The sequence below is a fragment of the Mycobacterium montefiorense genome, from assembly GCF_025823255.1.
GTDB classification, from domain to species: Bacteria; Actinomycetota; Actinomycetes; order Mycobacteriales; family Mycobacteriaceae; genus Mycobacterium; species Mycobacterium montefiorense.
Window position 1 is genome coordinate 182,955 of record NZ_JACKVL010000013.1, and the last position, 25,178, is coordinate 208,132.

A 25,178-nucleotide genomic window follows, 5' to 3' on the forward strand; every position below is an offset into this window, starting at 1 on the left:
GCGCCTTCACATTGCCTACGCCCTGGTGGTACGTGCTGTGGTGTCGCGCTGCGGGACGGGGATTGCCCGCCCCGACCCGCGCAGCGTGGCCGCCGGCGTCTCGCCGTACCGGGCGGCGTGTGCCGCGGCGAAGCGTCCGGGGTTCGTGTATCCCCAGCGCTTGGCGATCGATGCCACGGTTTCGACCGAAGGATCGGCGTTGATGAGCTCCTCATGCGCGCGCCTCAACCGCACCTGCCGCAGGTAAGTCATCGGCGACATACCCATATGGCGGACGAAGCTCTGCTGCAGGGCGCGCGAACTGACATGGCATTCAGCTGCTAGGGAGGTGATCGTCAGCGGCAGATGCGGCTCCGATTCAATGATGTCCACAGCTGGCCGAATACTATGGGGTGCAACAAGTTTGGTCTGCTCGGCGAGCACATCGCGGTATGGGTGGTCCGCGGCAAGTAGCAGCGCATGCAGCAAGCTGTCCACGAATGGAGTCGCCACCAGCGGTTGTGACAGGGCACTGTCAGTTCGAAAGAGCTCCTGGGCGAACACCGTGAACATGTGCATCCAGCTGCGCGCCGGTCCTTTGGTGGTGACCATGGACGGCTTGAATTCGATCTGTGTGGTCAACGGGCGCCCGAGCGCTTCGCCGAGAGTGTCCTCGAGCGCATTTCGGCCTACCCGCAACGCAATCATTCGGCAGCCCGCTTGCCACCGAGGGACCATCAGTTCGCCCTCGGGCAGGCAAATAGTCGCCAGACCGGGCGCATAGGTAATCGAAGAGCCACGCTGGAATAGCTCCATTTGGCCGGACGCAAGAATATTGACTTGGTAAAACGGCCGATCATGGGAGCACCGAATGCAGGCATCGACATTCAATGCCAGGTCAAGGACTGTGATGGGGCCGACACTGCCGGCGCGTTGGGTCAGCGAAACCGGTTTCCGGCGGTCCAGCGGGCCAAGCGCTTGGATACACGGAAAGAATTTGGTGACTTGCTTGAAGGTGTCGGTTGTCTTGAGTTCCGCGACGATTGCCGATCCGCTTTTCTCGCCCATTTCGAACTCCGCTTCTGCAGCTTTGTAGTCCGCTGACCGGACTAGTCGGGCATTCGCGACAAGTGCCTGTACGGATCGCTTAATGTGGCGGACGTCACACCGTCACATTCGTGATTGCGGGACGTTCGCAATTGGGCGTTTGCCGATTTCCACAACCGTTGAGAGCTCGAACCTCGGCATGCGTAGCAAAGTGTCTCAAACGTTGCGCGAACTGTACTGATAAGAGGTATCGCGGGCCTAGCGGCTCTAGCCTCGCTGTGAAAGCGTTACCCGACAACGGATTTCGTACGCGTGATCGGAGTGAGATGACATCAACGTCAGCGCAGTGTCCCACAGCACATGAGGAGCTGTTGGCCAGTGCGGTGCGATTGCAGCCGCTGCTTCGCGAAAGCACGTTGGCGAGCGAGGCCACGCGCAGGCTGCCGAACGAGGCGATCGATGCCCTGGCCGAGGCCGGCTTCTTCCGCTTGCTCAAGCCAGCTCGGTTCGGCGGTTTGGAAGCCCAGCAACGGACGGTGCTCGAGATCGCCGAAACTCTCGGCCACGCAAACGCATCGGCTGCGTGGCTGGTGAGCATCGGGGCCGGGGCCGCAATCGTGGCCAGGCATGGGTCGGAGCAGGCTCAATCCGAAATCTTCAGTGCGCCCGACGCCCGGATCGCCGGCGGACTGGCCCCGGGCAGGGCGCGACGCGTGGCGGGCGGGTTCTCGATCAGCGGAAGCTGGTCATACGCATCGGGCGCTCCGCACGCCGACTGGGCATCCATCGGCGTCCTGGTGCCCGATCAGGACGAACGCGACATGGAGACTTTTCTGTGCTTCGTGCCGGCCTCCGAGGTGCGACTGCGCGACACCTGGCACACCGTTGGTATGCGCGGTACCGCGAGCCAAACATTGTTGGCTGAAGACGTTTTCGTCCCGGAGCACCGCGCGATCGCATTCGGCACATTGCTGAACGGGCGGACGCCCGCAGATGAATCCGAACATCAGCTTCCGTTGGTTCCGGCCGCAGCTCTTCTTCTGGTCGGGCCACTGCTCGGCATCGGCCAAGCCGCCGCGGACCTGGTGCTTTCGACAGCGACGTCAAAACCGCTGACCAACACGTCATTTACCCACCAAAGTGACTCGGCGGGTGTGCAGATACAGGTCGCCGAGGCCGAGCTAAAGCTGCGGACCGCCAGACTGCATGCGTTTGAGGTCGCCGATGCCTTGGACGCGGGTGAGATCGTCAACGGTGAGGCGGGATACCCACTGCGCGCCCAAGCGCGCGCGCAGTGCGCTTACGCCGCCAGTCAAGTGCTCGAGGCGATACAGACGCTGATAAATGTCCACGGCGCAGGAAGCTTCGCTGATTCCAGTGCCATGCAGCAATATTGGCGCGACGCCAACGTCGCAGCCCGACATGCCGCACTGAATTCGTATGTCGGATATGAGATTTACGGCAAATCGCTGCTGGGTGTGCTCGAACGCATCGCCCCGCTCGTATAACGGGGGTAGGCGGTGTCGACTGTTGTCTTGGTTCACGGGGCGTCCCATGACGGCTGGTCATGCGATCGGGTCGTCGAACGATTGAATGCCCGGGGGCACAATGCATGCGGTCCCACCGTCGCCGGTCCTGGCCGGGATACTGGCCGCCCCGTGACCCACGCCGAGACGACGCGATCCCTCGTGGATTTCGTCATCGACAATGAGCTGACCGATATCGTGCTGGTCGGTCACGGTCACGGTCACGGTGGCACCGTCGTCAGCAAGGTGTCCGAAGCGATTTCGGAACACATCCAGGACTTGGCGACGGCATGCTGGACCTACGATCAGCTGTCGCCTCAGCCCTTCGGGCCGATGAGCGAACCATTGGACCTGAAGAAGTTCCACGCACTCGACACGCCGAAAAGCTACTTGGTGTGCACCGACGACATAGCGATGCCGCCCGGTGAGTGGGGCTGGCATCCCCGGCTATCCAGCCGGCTCGGGACGCACCGGCTCGTTCAAATGCCGGGAAATCACGAGACCATCTTCACCGACCCAATTGGTTTGGCCGACAAGATCATCGAAGCCGCCAGCGACTGAATCACCTGGAGTAGTCATGAATTTCGTAAGTCCGTTTCCCCACGTCGTCATCCCGGAGACCGGTGTGTACGAGTACGTGTTCGGCGACCTTGACGAGGCCGACGGCGATCGCGTCGCACTCGTCGAGACCGCAACCCAAACCGAAGTCAGTTACCGCGCGCTGGTCACTCGCATCGAGTCCTTCGCCGCCATGCTGGCCCACCGCGGAATCGGTGTCGGCGATGTAGTGGGTCTGCTGTCGCCCAACAGTTCGGCGTTCGCGGCTGCCCTGCACGGCATCCTGCGGGTAGGCGCAACGGCCACGCCGATCAATGTCTTGTTCACCGTGGACGAGATCGTCCGCCAGCTACGGGATTCGGGCGCACGACTGCTGATAGCGGCCCCACGATTGCGAGCGCAGGCCGAGGAGGCGGCGTCCGCGGCGGGCATATCCGGCAGTGATGTCGTGCTGCTCGATATTGACGAACACGCAAGTCCAACGGGCAGCTGCAGTCCGGACGTCGACTTTGATCCCGCGACACATGTGGCGGTTTTGCCCTACAGCTCGGGGACGACCGGAAAACCCAAGGGGGTGATGCTGACCCATCGGAATCTGGTCGCGAACGTAGCCCAATTGCACCCAGTGTCAGGAGTGGGCCCCGATGAGACACTGATCGCGGTGGTTCCTTTCTTTCACAGTTACGGATTGACTGGGCTCCTGTGTGCCGCCCTGCGGGACAGAGCCCGGCTGATCGTCATGCCGGCCTTTGACCTCGGCGAATTCCTAACCGCCATACAGGATTATCGTTGTACACAGGCTTATATCTTGCCGCCGGTGGCCGTGGCACTGGCCAAAGACCCGATGGTTGATTCGTTTGATCTATCGTCCCTGCACACCCTGACATCGGCGGCCGCGCCGCTGGACGAAGAACTCGCCAAGGCGGTGATACAACGGCTCGGGTGCTGCGTCGTGCAGGCCTACGGGATGACCGAACTAAGCCCCGCCAGCCACGTGATCCCGCTCGAAGGCCGGCATCCGGCGGGCACGGTAGCTCCCGTGAGCTCATGCGGGTGGACGGTGCCGAACTCGGAGAGCAAGCTCGTCGACATCGAGACCGGAGACGAAATACCCGTTCCCTCTTCAGGCTTCAGTGAAGCGGGTGAGTTGTGCTTCCGTGGGCCCAACGTGATGGCGGGCTATTTGGGAAATGCTGCCGCGACAGCGGAGATCATCGACGCCGACGGGTTTCTGCACACCGGTGATTTGGCGCGGGTGGATGCGCAGGGCTGCGTGTACATCGTGGATCGGCTCAAGGAGCTGATTAAATACAAGGGTTATCAGGTCGCACCCGCCGAACTCGAGGCGCTCCTGTTAACCCATCCAGGGATCGCTGACGTCGCGGTGGTTGGTGTCACCCATAACGCCTCGGGCGAAGAAATCCCGAAGGCGTTCGTGGTAAGGCAGGACGGCGCCGCGCTGTCGAAGGGTCAGGTCATCGACTTCGTTGCGGAAAAAGTGGCTCCCTTCAAGAAGATTCGCCAGGTCGAGTTTGTCGACAAGATCCCGAAATCGCCGACCGGCAAGATTTTGCGCAAGGATCTGCGCGCGGGCTGACCGCCGAAAGCCAGGGGGGACATGTCCACCACCCAACTCGGACGTCCCTTAACACATTGAAATGCATGCTGATGATTGACACACCACAGCACGCGCGTGATGGCGGTGTCGTAATCATCGGTGCCGGCCCGGCGGGAATCTCTGCGGCACTGAGCCTTAACGATCTGGGCCTCCGGCCGCTGGTCGTCGAACGGGCTGGTGAAGTCGCCGCAGCATGGCGTGGTCGGTATGACCGGCTCAAACTCAACACCGGCAGGCAGTTCTCGCATCTGCCCGGAAGGCGCTATCCGAAAGGGACTCCGGTCTATCCGAGTCGCGACCAGGTCGTCGAACACTTCGAAAAGCACGCTCGCGAAGAGGGTGTCGAACTAAAGGTCAACACTGAGGTCAAGCGGATCGACCGGCAGCCGTCGGGATGGCTGATGAGCACATCCGACGGTGACATCGAGGCTCGACATGTCGTGGTGGCCACCGGCTATCTGCACACACCGGTCCTACCCAACTGGCCGGGCAGCTTCGCCGGTGAGTTGTCGCATTCACATGGCTACCGCAATCCGGCGCCGTATGCCGGCAAGCGAGTACTTGTCGTCGGCTCGGGATCCTCAGGTATGGAAATTGCCCATGACCTGAGCACCGGTGCCGCCGCTAAAGTCTGGCTGTCCGTGCGCACGCCGCCGAACATCATGCCGCGCAACGGCCCTGCCGGACTGCCCAACGACGTGCTATCGATCCCCTTCTACCATCTGCCTGCGCGGCTATCGGACCGGATCGCCACCGCCGCTCGCCTCAAGGCATTCGGGGATCTCACCGAGTTCGGCCTGCCGGTGCCGGCGGAAGGCCCATTCGCCAGAGCGCATCGGCTAGATGTCGCGCCGACGATCGTCGATCCCGAGGTCGTCGACGCGGTCCGCGATGGATCCGTCGAGGTGGTGCCCGCGGTCGCCGGGTTCGAGGATAGCGACGTCGTCCTCGGCGACGGCAGCAGAATCAACCCCGATGCGGTCATCGCGGCGACGGGTTACCGGGCCGGATTAGAGCCGCTGGTCGGACATCTGGGCGTGCTCGCGCCCGATGGCGTACCGATTTATTTGTCGCCGTCACCCGCCGCTGATGGACTGTATTTCCACGGGATGCTGACCCGGCCCGGGTTGATCGGCCATGTGGCCAAACAGTCGCGAGCGCTAGCGAAAAGCATCGCCCGCGGCTGACGCCGCCGCTCAGTCCAGGTTGGTGCTACCGGTCAGCTGTTCCCATTTCGCGATCAGGCTGGCGCGGGCGTCCGCGGTGTAGCGATACAGGGCCAGGGCGTCGGGGCCCAGCAGCAAGAAGGCGGGCGGCTCGCTGGATGCAACGGCGGTGACGATCGCGGCGCCGGCTTTAGCCGGGTCGCCGGCCTGATTGCCGTCCATGGTGTCGTTTTCCTTGCGTCGTCGGCCGGCTGTGTCAGCGTAATCATCTATGGCAGTGCCTGATTGGACCAGTGAACGTCCGGCGAAGTCGGTGCGAAATGCGCCCGGCTCAACAACCGTCACCGATATGCCGAGCGGGGCCAGCTCGCCGCGCAGTGCCCCACTCATGCCTTCGAGTGCCGCCTTGGCCGCGGAGTAGTAGCCCGATCCCACCGGCGTCACCTGAGCGCCGATCGAGGAGACGTTCACGATCGCGCCGCTGCGGCGCTCCCGCATGCCGGGCAGGACGGCCTTGATCATGGCGACGGCGCCAAAGAAGTTCGTCTCGAACAGGGTGCGGACTTCTGCGTCGTCACCCTCCTCGACTGCGGCGCGATAGCCGTAGCCGGCATTGTTGACCAGCACGTCGACACCGCCGAACCGCTGTTGAGTCTGTCGGATGGCCGCATCGATCTGATCTGGCTTGGTGACGTCGAGCGCCACAGCCAGCACCCGGTCGGGTGCGGCGTCGGCGATATCCGCGACATTCGCGACGTCGCGCGCGGTGACGACGGCATTGTGGCCGGCCCCGATCACCGCGTCGGCGAGCGCGCGGCCGAGTCCGGTTGAGCAGCCAGTGATGAGCCAGGTGGGCATGAGCGGTCCTCTTCGGTTCGTGGCGCCGTCTGCGCCAGCATCGTTTCTAGCTCAGTCGGTCAGCGCGCGGCCCACAATCAACGGATCCGGCTCGCCCACCACCTCGTCGTCCTTGTCGTCGTAGTCGGATTTGGCGAGGACGTAGCGCATGGCATTGATGCGGGCCCGCTTCTTGTCATTGCTGCGCACCACGATCCACGGCGCAACGTCGGTATCGGTCGCTTCGAACATTTTCTCCTTAGCCGCGGTGTAGTCGCCCCACCGATCTATCGACTTCATGTCCATCGGCGAAAACTTCCAGTGCCGGACGGGATCGACCAGACGGATGGCGAAGCGGGTGCGTTGTTCGGCGGGGGAAACAGAGAACCACAGTTTGGTCAGGTTTATCCCGTTGGCAACCAACATCTCTTCGAACAGCGGTGCTTGCTGCATGAACTCGGCGTATTCGTCGGGGGTGCAGAAGCCCATCACCTTCTCGACGCCGGCCCGGTTGTACCAGGACCGGTCGAACAGCACTATTTCGCCGCCCGATGGCAAGTGGTTGATGTAGCGCTGGAAATACCACTGCGTCTTTTCGCGATCAGTCGGCTTCTCGAGCGCCACGACCCGCGCCCCGCGCGGATTGAGGTGCTCCATAAATCGCTGAATGGTTCCGCCTTTGCCGGCCGCGTCGCGACCCTCGAACACGATGACGTGCCTGGCCGCGGTCCGCTTGCTGTGTTTCTGTAGCTTCAGCAGCTCGATCTGCAGTCGCCGCTTCAGATGCTCGTATTCGTCGCGCGGCATTCGCTGATCGTAGGGATATCGCTCGCGCCACGTCTGGATGTGATTGCCCTCCCGGTCGAGCAAGACTGGGTCGTCGTCATCGTCGTCGATGACGGTGTAGCCGTGTTCCGGAGTGGACAGGGCTTCGAGATCGATCTCTGCCATGCAATCTGACGCTACTGCCATGTGACAAGGCCGTACTACAACCCCACAGAGGCGTGCCGCTCCAGGCGGAAGGTGCGCATGAAGCCGCCCGGTTGCGTCGTCAGCGTCACCTGCACGGCCCCGCTGGGCGCGACGACGTAGCGCTCTTCGACATCTGGTCCGTCCGTCCACCGACCGACCGGCTGGCGCCCGAGGTCGTCGCGGTCGTACAGGGCGGGGTCGAACGGGAACAGGACAGGATCGTAGGGGGTCACGTCGCCGTCGGGGCGGCCGTTGACGAGGCGGCTGCACTCCACGAAGCGGAAATGCCCGATATTGTGCGCGGCGCGGTACGTCCGCCGGACGATCAACGGAGTGTCCGCGCCGGTCGACAGTGAGACGTCTTTGGGCACGATCGGGTCGAAGACGACGCCGGCGCCGGCCTCAGCCTCGCGGAAGACGCCGAAGTGTCGCGAAAAGCGTTCGGATAGTGCGAAATCGGATTCGTTGTCGAGGAAGACGGCCAGGCCGATGGCCGTGGCGGCAAAGGGGTGCGGCGACCGTTTGACGCGCTTGTCCCCGAAGGCGGTGCGCAGCATCCTGGAGATGACAGGAAAGCCGCCGGCGCCGCCCACCACGTAGATTCCGGCGACCTCGGACCACGCCACGTCGCTGCTGCCGTCGTGCAGGATACGGCCGAGGAGATCGGTCGTGGGCTCGACGAGTGGCGCGCATGCCGAATAGACGTCGTCGATGCCGCAAGCAAAAGGCGGGCGATCGACCGAAGACAGGTCGACCACGAAGCGGCGCGTCTGTGGCCCGACGGCTTCCTTGCGAACCGCGCACTCCTCGCGAAGAAGCTCGAGCGCCGGGGCCGTTACGTCGCGCAGTTTCGCGCCGTCGCGGACGAGCCGCACAATCGCGTCGTCGAAATCATCACCACCCAGGCGCTGGATGCCCTCGCTGATCACCACCTCGTTCGAGTGTCCGGTCATCTTGAGCAGCGACGCGTCGAAGGTGCCGCCGCCGAGGTCGTAGATGAGGACGTACTCACGTTTGGCGGTGATAGTGGAGCGGTACCGATGGGCGTACTCGAGGCTGGCGGCGGATGGCTCGTTGAGCAGCGCGACGACGTGAAAACCGGCCGCCACGAAGGCATCCAGTGTCAGCAGGCGCTGCGCGCTGGAGGCGTTGGCGGGCACGCTGATAGCTGCCTCGATGGTTTCGCCCGGTGTCAGGCAACCATTCGAGCGCAGCAGAAGATCGTTTTTCAGCTGCGCCAGAAAGCCGGCGAGGAGTTCGCTCAACCGATAGCTGCGGCCGGCCAGGGTTACCTCGGTTTGCGGTCCGGCGTCGTTGAGCAGACGTTTGATCGATCGCAGCACCGACCAGTGGCGATCGTGGCGGACGGCGGCGGCGTCCACCCCGAACCGCAGCTCCCCGGCCGCATTGGCGGCGATCAGCGACGGCCAGGCATCGACGCCGTCGAACGATACGACCGGGTAGTTACCCCGGTCGACGAGTGCGACGACAGTGTGGGTGGTGCCGAAGTCGATACCGACTCTCATTCCGCACAATCTTAGGGCGGTGCAGCCAAATTCGGGACTCTAGACTTGTCCGGCGTGGCGCTCGCCGGACAGTGCCGCCTGCGGCTCGTCCCATTGCCATTGCACTTCGCGCTCCGCGGCGGTGGCCAGCAGGCCAGAGGGCGCGAAAATCTTCGACGGGATCGTGTCATCCTCGGTCAGTGGCCTCCCGCCACCACGAATTGCGTTGAATGCGACCGCAATTCCGGCAGCCAACACGATGATCACCACGAGCGCGAAAAGAATCGACAGGGCGCCCTGAATGAAAGTGTTCCGGATGACCTCATCGAGCTGGTGCGCATTCTTGGCCGAGCCGAAGGTGGTCTTGCCCGCATCTTTAGCGGCCGAATACTGGAAATGCTGTGACCAGTAGCCGATGGCCGGATCCGCCGAGAAGATTTTCTGCCACGACGCGGTCAGCGTGACCGTCAGATCCCATAGCAGCGGGACGCCCGGAATCCACACCCATCTCAGCAGCCCCTTCTTGACGACGATCACGGTGATCACGGTCAGCGCGATCGCCGCGAGCAGCTGGTTGGCGATACCGAACAGCGGGAACAGCGTGTTGATGCCGCCGAGCGGATCGGTCACGCCCATCAGCAGGATGCCGCCCCACGCCGCGACCACGGCAAGGCTGCAGCCCCGGACGCCTGGACGCCAGCTCGGATTTTGCAGCTTGGCCAGCGGACCGCCCAGGTTGCCCAGTGCGTCGGAAAGCATGAAGCGCGCGACCCGGGTGCCCGCGTCGACGGCGGTCAGGATGAACAGCGCCTCGAACATGATCGCGAAGTGGTACCAGAACGCCTTGAGGCCCGCGCCGCCGAAGGCCCGGTTCAACACCTCGGACATGCCTACCGCGAGCGTCGGGGCTCCGCCGGTGCGCGACACGATCGACTTCTCGCCGACGCTCGCGGCGGCCTGGTTGAGCTGGTCGGTCGTCGCCGGCGCACCCGACAACCCGAGCCCGTTGACGTAGTGCGCGGCGGTGGCCGCGGTGCCGCCGGTCTGTGCGGCCGGGGCGTTGAGCGCGAAATACACGTGCTGGTCGAGGATCGCCGCGCTGATCAATGCCATCACGGCGACAAACGATTCGGTGAGCATGCCGCCGTAGCCGATGAAGCGCATCTGGCTTTCCTTCTCCAGCAGCTTCGGGGTCGTCCCCGACGAGATCAACGCATGGAATCCGGACAGCGCACCGCACGCGATCGTGATGAACAGAAAGGGGAATAGCGAGCCGGGGAACACCGGGCCGTCGCCGTTGTGGGCGAACTGTGACACGGCGGGCGCCTGGATGAATGGGCGCGCGATGAAGATGCCGAGCGCCAGCAACGCGATGGCGCCGACCTTCATGAACGTCGACAGGTAATCGCGCGGTGCCAGCAACAGCCACACCGGCAGCGCCGAGGCCACGAAGCCATAGATGATGATCAACCACGAGACCGTCACCGCGGACAGATTCAACCACGATGCGCCCCAAGAGGTTTCGCTGACCCAATTGCCGGAGGCCACGGCGAGCATCAGCAATGCGAAACCGATCAGTGAAACTTCTCCTACCCGCCCGGGACGCAGGAACCGCAAATGGCAGCCCATGAAGATGGCAATCGGGATGGTCATCGCGATCGAGAACACACCCCACGGACTCTGGGCCAGGCCCCGGACCACCACCAGTGCCAGCACCGCGATGATGATCACCATGATCACGAGGACGCCGACAATCGCGGCGGCGCCGCCGGCGGCACCGAGCTCGTCGCGGGTCATCTGGCCCAGCGAACGGCCGCGGCGCCGGGTGGAGATCCACAGCACCAGGTAGTCCTGGACGGCACCGGCGAATACCGCGCCGAAGATGATCCAGATGCTGCAGGGCAGATAGCCCATCTGGGTGGCCAGCACCGGACCGACCAGCGGCCCGGCTCCGGCGATCGCGGCGAAATGATGGCCGAACAGCATCCGCCGGTCGGTCGGCACGTAATCGGCGCCGTCGTCCAGAATTTCGGCCGGGGTCGCGTGGTCGTCGCGCGGTCGGACGACCTTCATCTCGATCAGCCGGGCATAGAAACGAAACCCGATGATGTACGTGCAGATCGCGGCCACCACCAACCAGAAGGCGTTCACCGTCTCGCCGCGCACGAAAGCGATGATCGCCCAGGAAATCGCACCGAGCACCGCGATGATCCCGAAGACGATCTTGTGCCGGACGCTGATCGGGGAGCGGTCGATGATCGCGACGGGCGGCAAGTCCTTGTCAGTGCGGATGTAGCTGACAGCGTTGTCATGCACAGCCACGGACAAACCCTACGACGACGAGGGGTTTAGTGCTCGGGTGAATTAGTACAGCGCACGGACGTTGTCGATGGTGTCCGCCTCGGCCGGGCTCTTGTCATCGCGATAGCGCACCACCCTGGCAAACCGCAGGGCCAGGCCGCCGGGGTAGCGCGTCGACTTCTGTACACCGTCGAGCGCGATTTCGACGACCTGTTCGGGACGCAACTGCACGACATAGCCGTCCGTCGATCCGACGGCCAGTTCGCTGAAGCGCGCGGTCTGCCATTCCAGCATGGCATCGGTCATGCCCTTGAAAGTCTTTCCCACCATGATGAATTCGCCGGTGACCGGATCGCGTGCGCCCAGGTGAATGTTGGACAGTTTGCCGCGCCGGCGTCCCGACCCCCATTCGACGGCCAGCACCACGAGGTCGAGCGTGTGGACCGGCTTGACCTTGAGCCAGCCCGCCCCGCGGCGCCCGGCCTGGTAGGGGGAGCCTGGCGCCTTTGCCATCACTCCCTCGTGGCCGGCGGCCAGCGTCGCCTCCAGGAAGGCCGCGGCGGCGCCGGGGTCCGACGTGGTCAACCGATCGACCCGGTGCCGCGGTCCCACCAGCACGTCCAGGGCGGCCAATCGCTCGGTGGTCGGCGCGTCCAGCAGGTCGACGCCGTCGCAGTGCAAGATGTCGAAGAAGAACACCGAAAGCGGTTGCGCCGCTTGGGCTGCAGTCACGTCGACCGATCGGCCGAAGCGGGAGGCGGTGACCTGAAAGCGGTGCGGCCGGTTGTCGGGCCGTAACGCGATCGCCTCGCCGTCCGCGATGAGGTCGTTGACGGGCAGCGCCAGCGTTGCCTCCACCACCTCGGGCAGCCGGGCCGTAACGTCGTCCAGGCTGCGCGTGTAGACCGTGACTGTGTCCCCGGCGCGGTGGATCTGCACTCGCGCGCCGTCCAGCTTTGCCTCGAAGATCGTTGTGCCGCCGTGACGTTCGAGCGCGTCGGCCACGCTGGTCGCGGTTTGTGCCAGCATCGGGCCGACGGGCTGGCCCACCCGCAGCATGAATGCCTGCACCGCCACCGCTCCACCGCACAGGGCGGCCGCGGCGACCGCGGGCAGGTCGCCGCCCAGCATCGCCGCGCGCTGCACCGCGGCAGCGGGGATGTCGGCGGCCTTGGCCACCGCGTCGGCCATGATCCCGGCCAGCGCGCCCTGGCGCAGCTCGCCGCCGAGCAGCCGCACCAGGAACGTCTGCTCGGCTTCGGTCGCAGCGGCGAACAGCGTCGCGAGCAGTTCGGCGCGGCGCGCCTGCGACCCCTTGCCCGCGAGCCCGCCGATCTCGGTGAAGCTGGCGTGCACACCGGTCACCGTGAGCTCTGGCTCCGAAGCCGCCGGCGGTCGCGACCGCAACGACGCCCAGCCCACGCCGATCTGGCGCTGCGGCAGCTCACCGGAGAGCCACGACACGACGATCGCGACCAATTCCGGGTCTGGTGCGGCCTTCGTGAGAAGGTCGGCAATGCGTGCGACCTTGGTCAGCCGTGACGACGTGGCACCGACGTCAACCGACGTGGCTACCACCTCGAGAAGGAGCACGGTCGCCAGCTTGGCATGGCTCGGTGACAACCGTGCAGAACGGACACGCTAGCGTTCCTACGTAACGTTACAGATTGCACAGGATCTGACAACCCAAAAAGGAGACGTCCGGATGGAGATCAACGGGAAGAAGGCCGTCATCATCGGCGGCGCATCGGGGATGGGTCGCGCCACCGCCGAGCTGCTGCACGAACGCGGAGCGGATGTCGCCATCTTCGACCGCGAGGGCTCCGACGGCAAAGCGGTTGCCGAAGGCATCGGCGGCACGTTCTACCCGGTCGACGTCACCGACTTCACCGGCACCGAGCGGACCTTGCAGACTGCGGTCGACAAGCTCGGCGGGCTGCACGTCATCGTCACCACCGCCGGCGGCGGAATCGCCAAGCGCACGCTGACCAAGTCGGGCCCCCACGATCTCGAATCCTTCCAATCCGTGATCGATCTCAACCTCATCGCGACTTTCAACATCAGCCGGCTGGCGGCCGCGCACATGGCCAAGAACGAGCCCGAAGACGACGAGCGCGGCGTCATCATCAACACCGCTTCGATTGCCGCCTTCGAGGGTCAGATCGGCCAGGTCGCCTACACCGCTGCCAAGGCGGCGATCGCGGGTATGTGCCTGACGATGGCTCGTGACTTGGGGTCGATGGGCATCCGCGTGCTGGCAATCGCCCCGAGCCTGTTCCTCACCGGCCTGACATCGATGGTTCCCGATGAGATGGCGGCGACGCTGACCCGCGACGCGGCTTTCCCCAAGCGGATGGGCCGGCCGGAGGAGTACGCCAAGCTGGCGGCGGCCATCGTCGACAACCCGATGCTCAACGGCCAGTGCCTGCGGCTGGACGCCGGGCAGCGCTTCGCGCCCAAGTAGAGACCCCCGGTAGGGGCCTGTCCGCAATAAGTACACTCTTTAGGCAGCCACTCCGCTCCCCCTCGGAGCGGGGTGGCCAACCACCCGACGACGGTGCGGGGAGGGTACTGGCGCGAGGAGGTCTCCATGGGTATCGCACTTACCGACGACCATCGCGAGCTTGCCGAGGTCGCTCGGTCTTTCCTGACTTCGCAGAAGGCGCGCTTGGCGGCGCGTGCGCTGCTCGACAGCCCCGAAGAGGATCGGCCGACATTCTGGTCCGACATCGCCGAGCTCGGCTGGCTCGGACTGCACGTCGACGAGCAACACGGCGGCTCCGGCTACGGGTTGCCCGCACTCGTGGTGGTGATCGAAGAGCTTGGCCGTGCGGTCGCTCCGGGTCCGTTCGTCCCGACCGTGATCGCCTCCGCGGTGATCGCCAAAGACGGTACAGCCGAACAGAAGTCGCGATTGCTACCCGGCCTGATCGACGGCACTGTCGCCGCGGGTATCGGCTTGGACAGCAGCGTGCAGGTCAAAGGCGGCGTTGCGAACGGCGAGGCCGGAGTCGTATTGGGGGCCGGGCTCGCCGAGCTGCTGCTGATCGCGGCCGGCGACGACGTTCTGCTGCTGGACCGCGGCCGCGCCGGTGTGTCGGTCGACGTGCCCGAGAACCTCGATCCAACTCGGCGTTCCGGACGGGTTCGCCTGGATAACGTCAGCGTCGATTCCGACGACATCGTTACCGGGGCGCGGGAAACGGCGCTGGCCCGGGCGCGAATGTTGCTGGCCGCCGAGGCGGTGGGCGGATCGTCGGACTGCGTCGATGCCGCCGTCGACTACGCGAAGGTGCGCCAGCAATTCGGCCGGACCATCGCCACATTCCAAGCGGTGAAGCACCATTGCGCGAACATGCTTGTCGCCGTCGAGTCGGCGACGGCCGCGGTATGGGACGCCTCGCGTGCAGCGGGAGAGGACGAGGAACAGTTCCGTCTCGTCGCCGCAGTCGCTGCGGCGCTGGCACTTCCGGCGTATGCCCGCAATGCCGAACTCAACATTCAGGTACACGGCGGTATCGGCTTCACCTGGGAGCACGACGCGCATCTGCACTTGCGACGGGCGTTGGTGACCTCGGCACTGTTCGGCGGTGACACGCCGGCGCGCGATGTCTTCGATCGCACCGCGGCGGGCGCTGTCCGGGAAAACAGCCTGGACTTGCCGCCCGAGGCCGAGGAACTGCGCACGCGCATCCAGGCCGATGCCGCCGAGCTGGCCGGTCTGGACAAGCAGGCGCAACGCGACAAGCTGATCGCGACCGGCTACGTGATGCCGCACTGGCCCAAGCCCTGGGGGCTGGCCGCCGATGCGGTGGAGCAGCTGGTGATCGAGGAGGAGTTCAAGGCGGCCGGCATCAAGCGCCCGGACTACGGCATCACCGGCTGGGTGATCCTGACCCTGATCCAGCACGGAACCGAGTGGCAGATCGAAAGATTGGTCGAGAAGGCGTTGCGCAAAGACGAGATCTGGTGCCAGCTGTTCTCCGAACCCGAGGCGGGGTCGGATGCGGCATCCATCAAGACCAAGGCCACTCGGGTCGACGGCGGCTGGAAGATCAACGGCCAAAAGGTGTGGACCAGTGGAGCCCACTACTGTGCGCGTGGCCTGGCCACCGTGCGCACCGATCCCGACGCGCCCAAGCATGCCGGCATCACCACGGTGATCGTCGATATGAAGGCGCCCGAAGTCGAGGTGCGTCCGCTGCGGCAGATCACCGGCGGCTCGGACTTCAACGAGGTGTTCTTTAACGATCTGTTCGTTCCCGACGAGGATGTCGTCGGGACGCCGAACTCGGGATGGACGGTCGCGCGGGCGACGCTGGGCAACGAGCGGGTCAGCATCGGTGGTAGCGGATCTTTCTATGAGGGATTGGCGACCGCGCTGGTAGAACTGGCCCGACAGCACGCAGATCGATTGGCGGGCGCGGATATTCGGGTCGGCTCCTACCTTGCCAACGAAACCGCGCTGCGGCTGCTCAACCTGCGGCGGGTCGCCCGCAGCGTCGAAGGCGCGGGCCCGGGACCCGAAGGCAACGTCACCAAACTGAAGCTGGCCGACCACATGGTGGAGGGCGCCGCCATCATGGCCGCCCTGACCGGGCCCGAGGTGGCGCTGGTCGACGGCGCTGGTGCCGCGCCGGGCCGGCTGATCATGGGTGCGCGCGGCATGGCCATTGCCGGCGGTACCTCGGAAGTCACCCGCAACCAGATTGCCGAGCGCATCCTCGGCATGCCGCGTGACCCGCTGATCAATTAGCTCTAGGCCGGTGCGAACAACGGCGCACCGCCGGCGCCCTGCTCGGGCCGGATGCTGACCGGCATCCCGCACGTCACCGAATCCGGTTCGCAGTCAACGATATTGGCTGCCACTCGCAGGCCGCTTTGTTCGGCGAGCTCGACGATGGCGATCACATAAGGGACGGGGATCTCCGGGTTATACGGATGGTGGTTTACCGTGAAGGTGAACACCGTGCCCTGTCCCGAAATCGGGCGCGCCACCAGTGCGGCGCCGCACTCCCGGCATTCGCCGGTTGCGGGATGCACCCAGCGTGAGCAATCGTCGCAATGCTCGATGAGCAGCGGTGATGTCGACTCGGCTGACACGGGCAATACAGTACACTCTATTGATTCCAGTGGTTGCGATGGGTTCTCCTCTGACTGGCGGTGCAGATGACGTATTTCGAAAAAGACGCGATTGTGTCCGGTATCGGCATTTCCCGGATCGGCCGCCGGACCGGAATCCCGGGGCGGGAGCTGACGATGGAAGCGGTGCGCGGCGCGATCGCCGACGCCGGCTTGGTGCCCGCCGACATCGACGGCATCGCGACGTTGGGTGATACCCCCGCCGAAGAGGTCAATGCCGAACTGCAGATCGAGGCGGCCGACTGCGGCAGCGGCTTTGGTACCGGCGGGCTGCTGAGCCCGGTGATGTCGGCATGTCGTGCGGTGTCCGAGAGACGCGCCCGGCATGTGGTGGTGTACCGGACCATCCAAATGCTCGGCGGCACAGTGCCCGTCAAGCAGGAGGAGAACGCGCCCGCCCCGCCGCTGGCGCGGATGTTCGAAACACCCGAGGGCGCAAAGCGGCCCGCGGTCGGCCCGATGGATGACGTCAACGATCTGGTTGCGGCCCAAGCATATTCCGCCGCGAACTGGTTGGCACTGAACTGCCGTCGTCATATGGAACTGTACGGGACCACCAAGGAGCAGCTGGGTTGGCTGGCACTCAATGGCCGGCGTAATGCTGCGCTGAATCCGCTTGCCGTGTACCGCGAGCCGATGACGATGGCCGACTACCTGGGGGCGCGGCTGGTTTCGACGCCGTTCGGGCTGCTGGACTGCGACGTGCCCATCGACGGCTCGATCGCCGTGCTGGTGTCGAACGCGGAGTACGGCCCCGATTGCCCGCACCGGCCGGTGCGGGTGGAGGCGATCGGCGGGTCGGACGGCGCTGGTGGCTGGTTCCACCGCGACGACTACCCGAGGATGGCGATGTCGGATGCGACCGCGCAGATGTGGTCGCGCACCGACTTGAAACCCGCCGACCTCGCGCTTGCCGAGCTGTACGACGGCTTCACCTATCTCACCATCGCCTGGCTGGAGGCCCTGGGGATTTGTGGCGACGGCGAAGCCGGCCCGTTCGTCGAGGGCGGCGCTCGGATCGCCCGCGACGGGCAACTGCCGTTGAACACCTACGGCGGCCAGCTGTCGGCGGGGCGCATGCACGGCTACTGGGCACTGCACGAAGGGTGTCTGCAGTTGCGCGGGGAAGCGGGGGAGCGACAGGTGTCGCGGCGTCCCGAGGTCGGCGTGGTTTCCGTGGGCGGGGGTCCGGTCGCGGGTTGCATGCTGCTTAGCTGTTGAGACAGCTTGTGGGAGTGCAGTATTGAGATTCAGCTAAGCCCCGCGCCGGCCGCGGGAGGGACAAAGAAACTGGCTGCGACGATTGCCCGTCAGATCGAGGCGGACATCGTTCGCCGTGGCTGGCCCGTCGGAGAGTCGCTGGGTTCAGAACACGCTCTACAAGAACGCTTCGGCGTGAGTCGTTCGGTGCTGCGGGAGGCCGTTCGCCTCGTCGAGCACCATCAGGTGGCCCGGATGCGCCGCGGGCCGGGCGGCGGGTTGCTGATCAGTCAGCCCGATGCGGGACCCGCGACTCGCGCGGTCGTTATCTATCTCGAATACCTGGGCACCACGCTCGCTGATCTGCTCAACGCACGGCTGGTGCTCGAGCCGCTGGCGGCCTCGCTTGCGGCGGAGCGGATCGACGAAGCGGGTATCGAGCGGTTACGCGAGGTGTTGCGCGCACAGGAACAGTGGCGGCCGGGACTGCCGGCGCCCCGGGACGAATTCCACATCGCGTTGGCCGAACAGTCGAAAAACCCGGTCCTGCAACTCTTTATCGATGTGTTGATGAGGCTTACCACTCGATACGCCCTGCGATCGCGAACCGACTCGGCAAGTGAGGCTATCGAGGCGCTCGACTATATGCACAGCGACCACGCCGAAATCGTTGCGGCGGTCACCGCCGGCGATCCCGGCCGGGCCAAGTCGCTGTCCGAGCGACACGTCGCGGCGGTGACCGGCTGGCTGCAAGAGCATCACCCGGGCGACCCGGGGCGCCGCAGAGCGCGGAAGGGACGCCAACGCGAGACGCCCGAGACGGAAGTTCCGCGCGGCAAGTTGGCGGAGGTGCTCGCGGCCACCATCGGCGACGAGATCGGTTCTGGCGGCTGGCGGGTCGGGTCGGTCTTCGGCACCGAGAGTGCCTTGTTGGAACGCTATCGAGTGAGCCGTGCGGTGTTGCGCGAAGCGGTGCGACTACTCGAATATCACTCCGTCGCGCAGATGCGACGCGGACCCGGCGGCGGGCTGGTCGTCACGCAACCCCATGCGCAAGCCAGCATCGACACGATCGCCCTGTATCTACAATTCCGGAAGCCGCGGCGCGAAGACCTGCGTTGTGTGCGGGACGCCATCGAGATCGACAACGTCGCTAAGGTCGTCAAGCGACGGGCCGACCCCGAGGTGGCGGCTTTCCTGCAGGCCCACCGGTCCGCACTCGAGCACAACCTGCACACCGCCGATGACGTGCGCCAGGCGACCTTCGAGGAATCACGGTTCCATATCGGACTGGCGCAGCTGGCCGGCAACGCGCTGCTGGACCTGTTCCTGCGGATCATCGTCGAGCTGTTCCGCCGGCATTGGTCCAGCACCGGACAGGAGCCGCCGGCTCGGGATGACGCCGTCGCCGTCGAGCACGCGCATTTGCGGATTCTCGACGCGATCACGGCCGGTGACGACAGCTTGGCGCGCTATCGCGTCCGTCGTCATCTCGACGCCGCGGCCTCGTGGTGGCTGTGACGAACATCCTTCTACCCGAGGCGGGTTTGTGATCCGTTTCCTGCATAGGGAACGCGCGTGCGGGGTATTGGGAGGGGTAATGGGGCGCGGGGATAGGGACAGGAGAGCCGGTCCGGCTGGGGGTTGGCATTGGTGATGATGGAAAGCGGGAGTGCCGAAATGATCAGGGGCACGGAGAACGGGCATCAAGGTTTCGTTCATTCCGCGCTCCTCTACAACTCGCAGCGGGAGTACCTGGACGCAGTGGTGCCCTTCGTGCTCGAAGGTTTGGCGATGGACGAGCCGGTGCTCGTCGCGGTTCCCGGCGAATATTTGGCCTCGCTCCGTGACGCGCTCGGCGGTGAGGGCACGACATCCGCACTGCAGCTGGTCGACATCGCCGAGGCTGCCCGCAACCCGAGCCGGTTTCTGGCGCTAGAAGGCTCCTTTGTCGAGGAGAACGCCAACCGGCGGGCCCGGATTGTCAGCCAGGTTTTCTGGCCGGAGCGCAGCGCCGACGAGTCTTTGGCCTGCATGCAGCATGAGGCGCTGGTCAATAGCGCGTTTGAAGGTCGTCGGGTGACCGCGCTGTGTCTCTACGACGCCGAGCGGCTGGACAACGACGTGCTGGCAAGCGCCGGCATGACGCATCCGCTGTTGTGGAAATTCGGTTCGCCGCAACGCAGCGACGACTACGCGCCGGATGAGGTGCTGGCGCAGTGCAATCAGCCACTGCCCGTCAATCCGGGCGCGGTGACGTACATGGTTCGCAAATCCGCGGACCTGCGGCCGGCTCGATCGTTCGCCGTCAACTACGCCGGGTGGGTTGGGCTGTCCCAGGACGGAATCGAAGATCTGCAACTGGTCGCGACTGAGCTGGCCACCAACAGCTTGATGTACACCGACGGCGCCTGCCGGCTGGCGTTCTGGCGCGACGATGACCATTTGGTGTGCGAGGCGCGCGACAGCGGACGACTCGATGATCCGTTGGTAGGACGGCTGGACCCCGGCCCAACCGGACCGGCCAGCCGGGGACTTTTTCTGGTCAACGCCATCTCGGATCTGGTGCGTACCCACACCGCCAGCACCGGAACGACGATTCAGGCATATCTGCGGCTGGATTCCCCGGCCGGCCCGGTCAGCTGAGCAGGAAGGCGGCCCACCAGGAACCGAAGTTCCCGGCAGGCCGTCTTCTCCTGGGGCGGTTAGATGCAGAGGGACCCGACGCAGATTGGCGGGACGGCGACGCCGCCGACTACGGGTGCGCCGGTGCCACCCGCGGCTGTTGAGCAGCCCGGTAACAGCAACACCGCGGCCACGCCCGCGGCAGCTGCAGCAGCTTTAACAGTTTTCTTGGTGTTGTTTGCCTTCATGATCGTCTTCTTTCTAAACGATTAAACACATGTTGAATAACAAAGGGCGGCGTGTGCCGCCGACCGGAACTCCGGTGAGTAAGCGTGCGAATAGGTCACACACAGGTGAAAGATCGGGGGCCATCCCGCAGCGAGCGGGCGCTAGTTCCGTTTGGCTAGACGCAGACGAGGGAGCAGCCCGTGCCGCCGGCGGCTGTGGAGCATCCCGTCGGCACTAGCAACACCGCGACGACACCCGTCGCTGCTGCCACTGCTCTTAGGGTTTTCCTGGTGCGTTTCGACTTCATTGTCGTGCCTTTCCGAGTGAGGGGACAATCTAGCCGTTGATGGCCAATGCGACGGGGCGCATACCCTCTGTTAAACACGTGTAAACCAGATTTTGTGATGTTTTTAGTGGCGCGTGCTAACAATTGCGTTTTGTCACATCGATACTGGCGCAACGCAATAGCGTTTTGTCACGCTTGTACTGGCACAACAGGGTAAAGATTAGGTTTTGTCATATTCCTACTGGCGCAAAACAATTGAGTTTTGTCATGCCAACACTGGCGCAATGCACTAGCGCAATTACGCTGCAGGGCAAGCGATGTGAATCGATGAAGTTAGCGCAACAGCGCGGCGACCGGCTGAATTCCCTGCAGGCTCGATTGGCTGGAAACCAAAGCGGCCCACCAGGAACTGAGGTTCCCGGTGGGCCGACTCCCTGGTTGATTTAGATGCAGACGATCACGCAACTGCCGCGGGGGCTGGCGGCGCGGTGCCGCCGGCGGGCGCGCAAGCCGGTAAGAGCAACGCTGCGGCCACCCCCATCGTTGCTGCAACTGCTCTGAGGACCTTCTTGGAGTTCGGTGACTTCATCATTGCTCCTTTGTGGGAGGGACAAATAGTCCGTTGCGGACACTGGCACCTCAGATACTCCACCTAACCGACATATAAAGCTATCATTCGTGACACAACTCACTAGTATGAGACATAGATGTCTTATACCCACGTCCGCGCACGCGGCGCGAGAACATGCAGCGGTGGTGGGACGTGTCGCGGTCATGGATACGGATGCGATGAAGTGCACGTAGAAGTCTGGGAGGGCTTGCCGCGTTTCCGCCAATCGACTTCAGCCCCAAGCCATTTAGCTGAGTGGTTGCTTAGCCGCCTTCTGGCGCGACGACGGAATAGCGCTCGACCGACACGGATTAATTGGTTTCGCAGCGCGGCGATCAGTTGCCTGCTGCCGCTACCCGCTCCCACGCGGATGACAATCTCGTCGGCACCAACAGCACTTCGATCAGGCCTATCGCAACTGTCGCCGCTTCACGCGCCTTGTCGATGCTTGTCGACTTCATTGCCGTCGCCTTTCATCTGACGAGGATGGGGCAGCTGCTTGCGTAAGGCGACGACGGGATAACCACTATTTAACTAAGGTAAACCTAATTTGGTGAATTTTTTCAAACGCCGTCTCGCGGTCGCGAAAATGAAGTTGCACTCTCGACGGACGGCGCCTACTGTCGCGTTCGTGCGTCTTCTCAAGAGTGCCGTAGTAGCCAGCACCCGCAGCGGGGTCTGATCCAGACCGACCCCCCGCTGTGGGTCGCAAGCTACTACCGTCGGTCGCTCCTGCTGACCAGAGAAGACCGACGCAATGCCTCTTACGCAGCCCCTTTCCAGACCTCAGTCCCTTCGCGAGCTGGACTTAGCCAGTGTGGTGGCGCACCCGTGCGACGCCAATGCGTGGTTCGGCGATCGCTTCGGGGTCGCCTTGCCGCGCGGCCTGCGGGAACAAGCCGGCGCGATGCCCTGGGAGAGTTTCCTGGCCAGATATGGTCAGGCCGCCGGCCCACTACGGATAGGGCACTGGAAGTGCGCGGACATCGAGCGACCCACTGGGCGGCTCGGTGCGCAAGCCCGCAACTTCCGGGCGATGATCGCCATCGGGGATTGCATCAGCACCTCGACCGCTGCCGCCAGCGGGCCGATCGCCGCACTCACCGCAATGTTGCACGAGCGCGGAATCGCGATCGAAACACTGAAGTTCCATCAGATGGCTTCTGACGGATGCACCGCAACGTTCATCTGCGGCAGCGACGGCATCCGCGCCGAGTGGGCAATGGGTCTGTCCGAAGATCCGATTCAGTCGGCGCTGCGCGCGCTGATCACGTGCGCCAATCGGCTGATGGCCTGAGCTCGCGGGTACTCGAGTTCAGATCGGGCGCAAAATAATCGGCATGCCGTCTTTCGGCACCGGCATCCCGCCGTAGTCCCAGTCGCACTTGTAGCCCGGGCGGGGTTGCTCCAACCGGTAGCGGCGCAGCAGGCGGTGCAGGATCGTCTTGATCTCCAACTGCCCGAACGTCATGCCGATGCACTTGTGGGCACCCCCGCCGAACGGTGTGAACGCATAGCGGTGCCGTTTGTGCTCGTTGCGTGGCTCGGTGAACCGCTCCGGGTCGAATTTCAGTGGGTCCGTCCATAATTCGGGGAGCCGGTGATTCATGCCCGGATAGGCGATGACGTTGGTGCCCTTGGGAATGTAGTAGCCCAGCAGTTCGGTGTCGCGGACTGTCTGCCGCATGGCCCACTGCACCGGGGTCACCAGCCGGATCGACTCGTTCATTACCAGGTCGAGTGACTCCAACTTCTCCAGCGACTCGATGTCGACGGGCCCGTCGCCGAGCCGGTCGGATTCTTCGCGGCAGCGCTGCTGCCATTCCGGGTGGGCGGCAAGGTTATAGGCCATCGTCGTCACCGTCGATGTCGACGTGTCGTGTGCGGCCATCATCAGGAAGATCATGTGGTTGACGATGTCCTCGTCGGAGGACTTGTTGCCGTCCTCGTCCTCGGTGCGGCACAACACCGACAGCAGGTCGTCGCCTTGGGTGGCCCGCTGTTCCTTGACTCGCTCGCGGAAGTAGTTCTCCAGCAATTCGCGGGCCTTGAGTCCACGCCACCAGGTGAACGGCGGCACGGGAGTGCGGATGATCGCGTTGCCCGCGCGCGTGGTGATCGCAAACGCGTTGTTGACCTTGGTCACCAGTTCGTGGTCGGTGCCCGGCTCGTGGCCCATGAACACCATCGACGCGATGTCGAGCGTCAGTTCCTTCATTGCCGGATAGAGCAGGAAGCGCGCGTCATTGGCCACCCAGTCGTTGGCGATCGTCTGCGAGACCACCTTGTCCATCTGCTCGACGTAGCTGACCAGCCGGGAGCGGACGAAGGCCTCCTGCATGATCCGCCGGTGGAACATGTGCTCTTCGAAGTCGAGCAGCATCAGGCCGCGGTGGAAGAAGGGACCGATCACCGGAACCCAGCCCTGCTGCGAGAAGTCCTTGTTGCGGTTGGAGTAGACGACCTGCGCGGCGTCTGGGCCCAGGGCGGCGATGCCCGGCAGCACGGGTGAATCTCCGAAGACCACGGGCCCCTTGGTTTGGTAGAGGTGCATCAGATAGTCGGGTCCGCCCCGCAGCATCTCGATGATGTGCCCGATGACCGGAAGTCCCGCGTCGCCGACCGCCGCCTTGAGGCCGCTGCCCGGCGGTGGGTCGGCGAGTTTGCGCTCCTCGAATTGAGTGTTCAGCAGCTTGCGCTCGACCATCCCCATACCGGGAAAGTTGTTGATCGACGGGGTGAACCGGCGCCGTGCCTGGTCAAGCAGGTAATGCGGCGTGCTGATGGTGGCGGGCATGGACGCTCCTTTGCGGACCCGGGGCTGGTGACATCCGTCACTTGCCACTATCCTTCGATACAAAGTTGACGGCTGTCAAGTTTGTATTTGGAGTGGTGTGGTGCAAGGTCAGGGGATGAGCAGCCACGCGGAGCCGGGTGAGTCGGCCACCCGACGACGTGGCGACAAGCACCGGCAGGCGATCATGGCCGCGGTGCGCGAACTGCTCCAGGAGCGGCCCTTCGCGGAGCTGTCGGTCAGCACCATCAGCCTGCGCGCCGGGGTGGGCCGGTCCGGCTTCTACTTCTACTTCGACTCCAAGTACGCGGTGCTCGCGCAGATCGTGGCCGAAGCCACCCAGGAGCTCGAAGAACTCACGCAGTATTTCGCTCCCCGCCGTCCCGACGAGTCACCGGAGCAGTTCGCCAAGCGGATGGTGGGTAGTGCCGCCGCCGTCTACGCGCACAACGACCCGGTGATGGCGGCCTGTAATGCGGCCCGCTACACCGATATCGAGATCCGGGGCATTCTCGATCAGCAGTTCGACGAGGTCGTGCGCGAGATCGTTGCCATCGTCGACGCCGAGATGAAGGCCGGGACCGCGAGTCCGATCAGCGACGACATCACGACCCTGGTGCGCACCCTGACCGGTACCACCGCGCTGATGCTCAGCGGTGACCCGGCGTTTATCGGCGGAGCGAACGACGACATTGACCGTCGCATTCGCCTGCTCGAGCAGTTGTGGCTCAACTCCTTGTGGGGTGGCGGCCGGGGATAACGCGGCCCAGCCGGTACCGGCGGT

At 64.4% G+C, this 25,178-nt stretch carries 20 protein-coding genes; 11 read left to right on the plus strand and 9 right to left on the minus strand.

The genetic code is table 11. From position 1 onward, the window contains the following. Nucleotides 1-15: 15 nt before the first annotated feature. Entirely contained in the window at nucleotides 16-1,047 is a 1,032-nt protein-coding gene (locus tag H7K34_RS14295) for an AraC family transcriptional regulator (protein ID WP_264062657.1), read from the minus strand. 305 nt (nucleotides 1,048-1,352) lie between these two features. On the opposite strand from H7K34_RS14295, the gene H7K34_RS14300 reads away from it, so the two are divergent. From H7K34_RS14300 to H7K34_RS14315, 4 genes are all read left to right on the plus strand, one after another. Beyond that, the gene (locus tag H7K34_RS14300) at nucleotides 1,353-2,534 is read left to right on the plus strand and encodes an acyl-CoA dehydrogenase family protein (RefSeq protein WP_264062658.1); all 1,182 of its coding nucleotides are present in this window, start codon (nucleotides 1,353-1,355) and stop codon (nucleotides 2,532-2,534) included. Between the two features lie 150 nt (nucleotides 2,535-2,684). After that, nucleotides 2,685-3,113, plus strand: coding sequence for a hypothetical protein (locus H7K34_RS14305; RefSeq protein ID WP_264062660.1), 429 nt, complete (start codon nucleotides 2,685-2,687; stop codon nucleotides 3,111-3,113). Between the two features lie 16 nt (nucleotides 3,114-3,129). Continuing rightward, nucleotides 3,130-4,707 (plus strand): AMP-binding protein, encoded by a 1,578-nt coding sequence (locus tag H7K34_RS14310; RefSeq protein ID WP_264062661.1) that lies wholly within the window; start codon nucleotides 3,130-3,132, stop codon nucleotides 4,705-4,707. 65 nt (nucleotides 4,708-4,772) lie between these two features. Then, nucleotides 4,773-5,915 (plus strand): flavin-containing monooxygenase, encoded by a 1,143-nt coding sequence (locus H7K34_RS14315; RefSeq protein WP_264062662.1) that lies wholly within the window; start codon nucleotides 4,773-4,775, stop codon nucleotides 5,913-5,915. Between the two features lie 9 nt (nucleotides 5,916-5,924). On the opposite strand, the gene H7K34_RS14320 is transcribed toward H7K34_RS14315, so the two are convergent. From H7K34_RS14320 to H7K34_RS14340, 5 genes are read right to left on the minus strand one after another with little or no spacing between them, the layout of a single operon-like run. After that, a complete protein-coding gene (locus H7K34_RS14320) occupies nucleotides 5,925-6,752 on the minus strand; it encodes an oxidoreductase (protein ID WP_264062664.1) in 828 nt (275 codons plus the stop codon). 51 nt (nucleotides 6,753-6,803) lie between these two features. Beyond that, nucleotides 6,804-7,682, minus strand: coding sequence for a polyphosphate kinase 2 (gene ppk2, locus H7K34_RS14325; RefSeq protein ID WP_264062665.1), 879 nt, complete (start codon nucleotides 7,680-7,682; stop codon nucleotides 6,804-6,806). A 35-nt stretch (nucleotides 7,683-7,717) separates the two neighbouring features. Next, nucleotides 7,718-9,229 (minus strand): Hsp70 family protein, encoded by a 1,512-nt coding sequence (locus H7K34_RS14330; protein WP_264062666.1) that lies wholly within the window; start codon nucleotides 9,227-9,229, stop codon nucleotides 7,718-7,720. A gap of 39 nt (nucleotides 9,230-9,268) precedes the next feature. Continuing rightward, a complete protein-coding gene (locus H7K34_RS14335) occupies nucleotides 9,269-11,536 on the minus strand; it encodes a carbon starvation CstA family protein (protein WP_264062668.1) in 2,268 nt (755 codons plus the stop codon). A 36-nt stretch (nucleotides 11,537-11,572) separates the two neighbouring features. Beyond that, nucleotides 11,573-13,102, minus strand: coding sequence for an ATP-dependent DNA ligase (locus H7K34_RS14340; protein ID WP_264062669.1), 1,530 nt, complete (start codon nucleotides 13,100-13,102; stop codon nucleotides 11,573-11,575). A gap of 112 nt (nucleotides 13,103-13,214) precedes the next feature. Between H7K34_RS14340 and H7K34_RS14345 the strand changes: the two genes are divergently transcribed. Together H7K34_RS14345 and H7K34_RS14350 are read left to right on the plus strand one after the other, a co-directional pair. After that, the gene (locus tag H7K34_RS14345; RefSeq protein WP_264062670.1) at nucleotides 13,215-13,973 is read left to right on the plus strand and encodes an SDR family NAD(P)-dependent oxidoreductase; all 759 of its coding nucleotides are present in this window, start codon (nucleotides 13,215-13,217) and stop codon (nucleotides 13,971-13,973) included. 126 nt (nucleotides 13,974-14,099) lie between these two features. After that, the gene (locus tag H7K34_RS14350) at nucleotides 14,100-16,265 is read left to right on the plus strand and encodes an acyl-CoA dehydrogenase (protein WP_264062671.1); all 2,166 of its coding nucleotides are present in this window, start codon (nucleotides 14,100-14,102) and stop codon (nucleotides 16,263-16,265) included. Nucleotides 16,266-16,267: 2 nt separating this feature from the next. Here the strand turns inward: H7K34_RS14350 and H7K34_RS14355 are convergent, their stop codons facing one another. Then, the gene (locus tag H7K34_RS14355; protein WP_108920742.1) at nucleotides 16,268-16,612 is read right to left on the minus strand and encodes a Zn-ribbon domain-containing OB-fold protein; all 345 of its coding nucleotides are present in this window, start codon (nucleotides 16,610-16,612) and stop codon (nucleotides 16,268-16,270) included. A 66-nt stretch (nucleotides 16,613-16,678) separates the two neighbouring features. On the opposite strand from H7K34_RS14355, the gene H7K34_RS14360 reads away from it, so the two are divergent. From H7K34_RS14360 to H7K34_RS14370, 3 genes are all read left to right on the plus strand, one after another. Next, nucleotides 16,679-17,872, plus strand: coding sequence for a thiolase family protein (locus H7K34_RS14360; protein ID WP_264062672.1), 1,194 nt, complete (start codon nucleotides 16,679-16,681; stop codon nucleotides 17,870-17,872). Nucleotides 17,873-17,899: 27 nt separating this feature from the next. Beyond that, nucleotides 17,900-19,372, plus strand: coding sequence for a FadR/GntR family transcriptional regulator (locus tag H7K34_RS14365; RefSeq protein WP_264063542.1), 1,473 nt, complete (start codon nucleotides 17,900-17,902; stop codon nucleotides 19,370-19,372). A 135-nt stretch (nucleotides 19,373-19,507) separates the two neighbouring features. Continuing rightward, nucleotides 19,508-20,497, plus strand: coding sequence for a sensor histidine kinase (locus tag H7K34_RS14370; protein ID WP_264063543.1), 990 nt, complete (start codon nucleotides 19,508-19,510; stop codon nucleotides 20,495-20,497). 1,438 nt (nucleotides 20,498-21,935) lie between these two features. Here the strand turns inward: H7K34_RS14370 and H7K34_RS14375 are convergent. After that, entirely contained in the window at nucleotides 21,936-22,061 is a 126-nt protein-coding gene (locus H7K34_RS14375; RefSeq protein WP_264062673.1) for a hypothetical protein, read from the minus strand. Nucleotides 22,062-22,417: 356 nt separating this feature from the next. Here H7K34_RS14375 and H7K34_RS14380 point away from each other — a divergent pair, with 356 nt between their 5' ends. Then, nucleotides 22,418-22,897 carry a 2-isopropylmalate synthase gene (locus tag H7K34_RS14380; protein ID WP_372510771.1) on the plus strand — a complete coding sequence of 160 codons (480 nt, stop codon included), beginning with the start codon at nucleotides 22,418-22,420 and terminating at the stop codon, nucleotides 22,895-22,897. Between the two features lie 18 nt (nucleotides 22,898-22,915). Here the strand turns inward: H7K34_RS14380 and H7K34_RS14385 are convergent, their stop codons facing one another. Then, a complete protein-coding gene (locus tag H7K34_RS14385) occupies nucleotides 22,916-24,397 on the minus strand; it encodes a cytochrome P450 (protein WP_264062675.1) in 1,482 nt (493 codons plus the stop codon). Nucleotides 24,398-24,512: 115 nt separating this feature from the next. Between H7K34_RS14385 and H7K34_RS14390 the strand changes: the two genes are divergently transcribed. Further along, a complete protein-coding gene (locus H7K34_RS14390) occupies nucleotides 24,513-25,154 on the plus strand; it encodes a TetR/AcrR family transcriptional regulator (protein WP_264062676.1) in 642 nt (213 codons plus the stop codon). Nucleotides 25,155-25,178: the final 24 nt, after the last annotated feature.

Coding starts and splice junctions, on each gene's coding strand:
- H7K34_RS14295 (WP_264062657.1), bottom strand. CDS start 1,047: ATGGGCGAGAAAAGCGGATCGGCAATCGTCGCGGAACTCAAGACAACC.
- H7K34_RS14300 (WP_264062658.1), top strand. CDS start 1,353: ATGACATCAACGTCAGCGCAGTGTCCCACAGCACATGAGGAGCTGTTG.
- H7K34_RS14310 (WP_264062661.1), top strand. CDS start 3,130: ATGAATTTCGTAAGTCCGTTTCCCCACGTCGTCATCCCGGAGACCGGT.
- H7K34_RS14315 (WP_264062662.1), top strand. CDS start 4,773: ATGCTGATGATTGACACACCACAGCACGCGCGTGATGGCGGTGTCGTA.
- H7K34_RS14320 (WP_264062664.1), bottom strand. CDS start 6,752: ATGCCCACCTGGCTCATCACTGGCTGCTCAACCGGACTCGGCCGCGCG.
- ppk2 (WP_264062665.1), bottom strand. CDS start 7,682: ATGGCAGAGATCGATCTCGAAGCCCTGTCCACTCCGGAACACGGCTAC.
- H7K34_RS14330 (WP_264062666.1), bottom strand. CDS start 9,229: ATGAGAGTCGGTATCGACTTCGGCACCACCCACACTGTCGTCGCACTC.
- H7K34_RS14345 (WP_264062670.1), top strand. CDS start 13,215: ATGGAGATCAACGGGAAGAAGGCCGTCATCATCGGCGGCGCATCGGGG.
- H7K34_RS14350 (WP_264062671.1), top strand. CDS start 14,100: ATGGGTATCGCACTTACCGACGACCATCGCGAGCTTGCCGAGGTCGCT.
- H7K34_RS14360 (WP_264062672.1), top strand. CDS start 16,679: ATGACGTATTTCGAAAAAGACGCGATTGTGTCCGGTATCGGCATTTCC.
- H7K34_RS14370 (WP_264063543.1), top strand. CDS start 19,508: ATGATGGAAAGCGGGAGTGCCGAAATGATCAGGGGCACGGAGAACGGG.
- H7K34_RS14375 (WP_264062673.1), bottom strand. CDS start 22,061: ATGAAGTCGACAAGCATCGACAAGGCGCGTGAAGCGGCGACAGTTGCG.
- H7K34_RS14385 (WP_264062675.1), bottom strand. CDS start 24,397: ATGCCCGCCACCATCAGCACGCCGCATTACCTGCTTGACCAGGCACGG.
- H7K34_RS14390 (WP_264062676.1), top strand. CDS start 24,513: ATGAGCAGCCACGCGGAGCCGGGTGAGTCGGCCACCCGACGACGTGGC.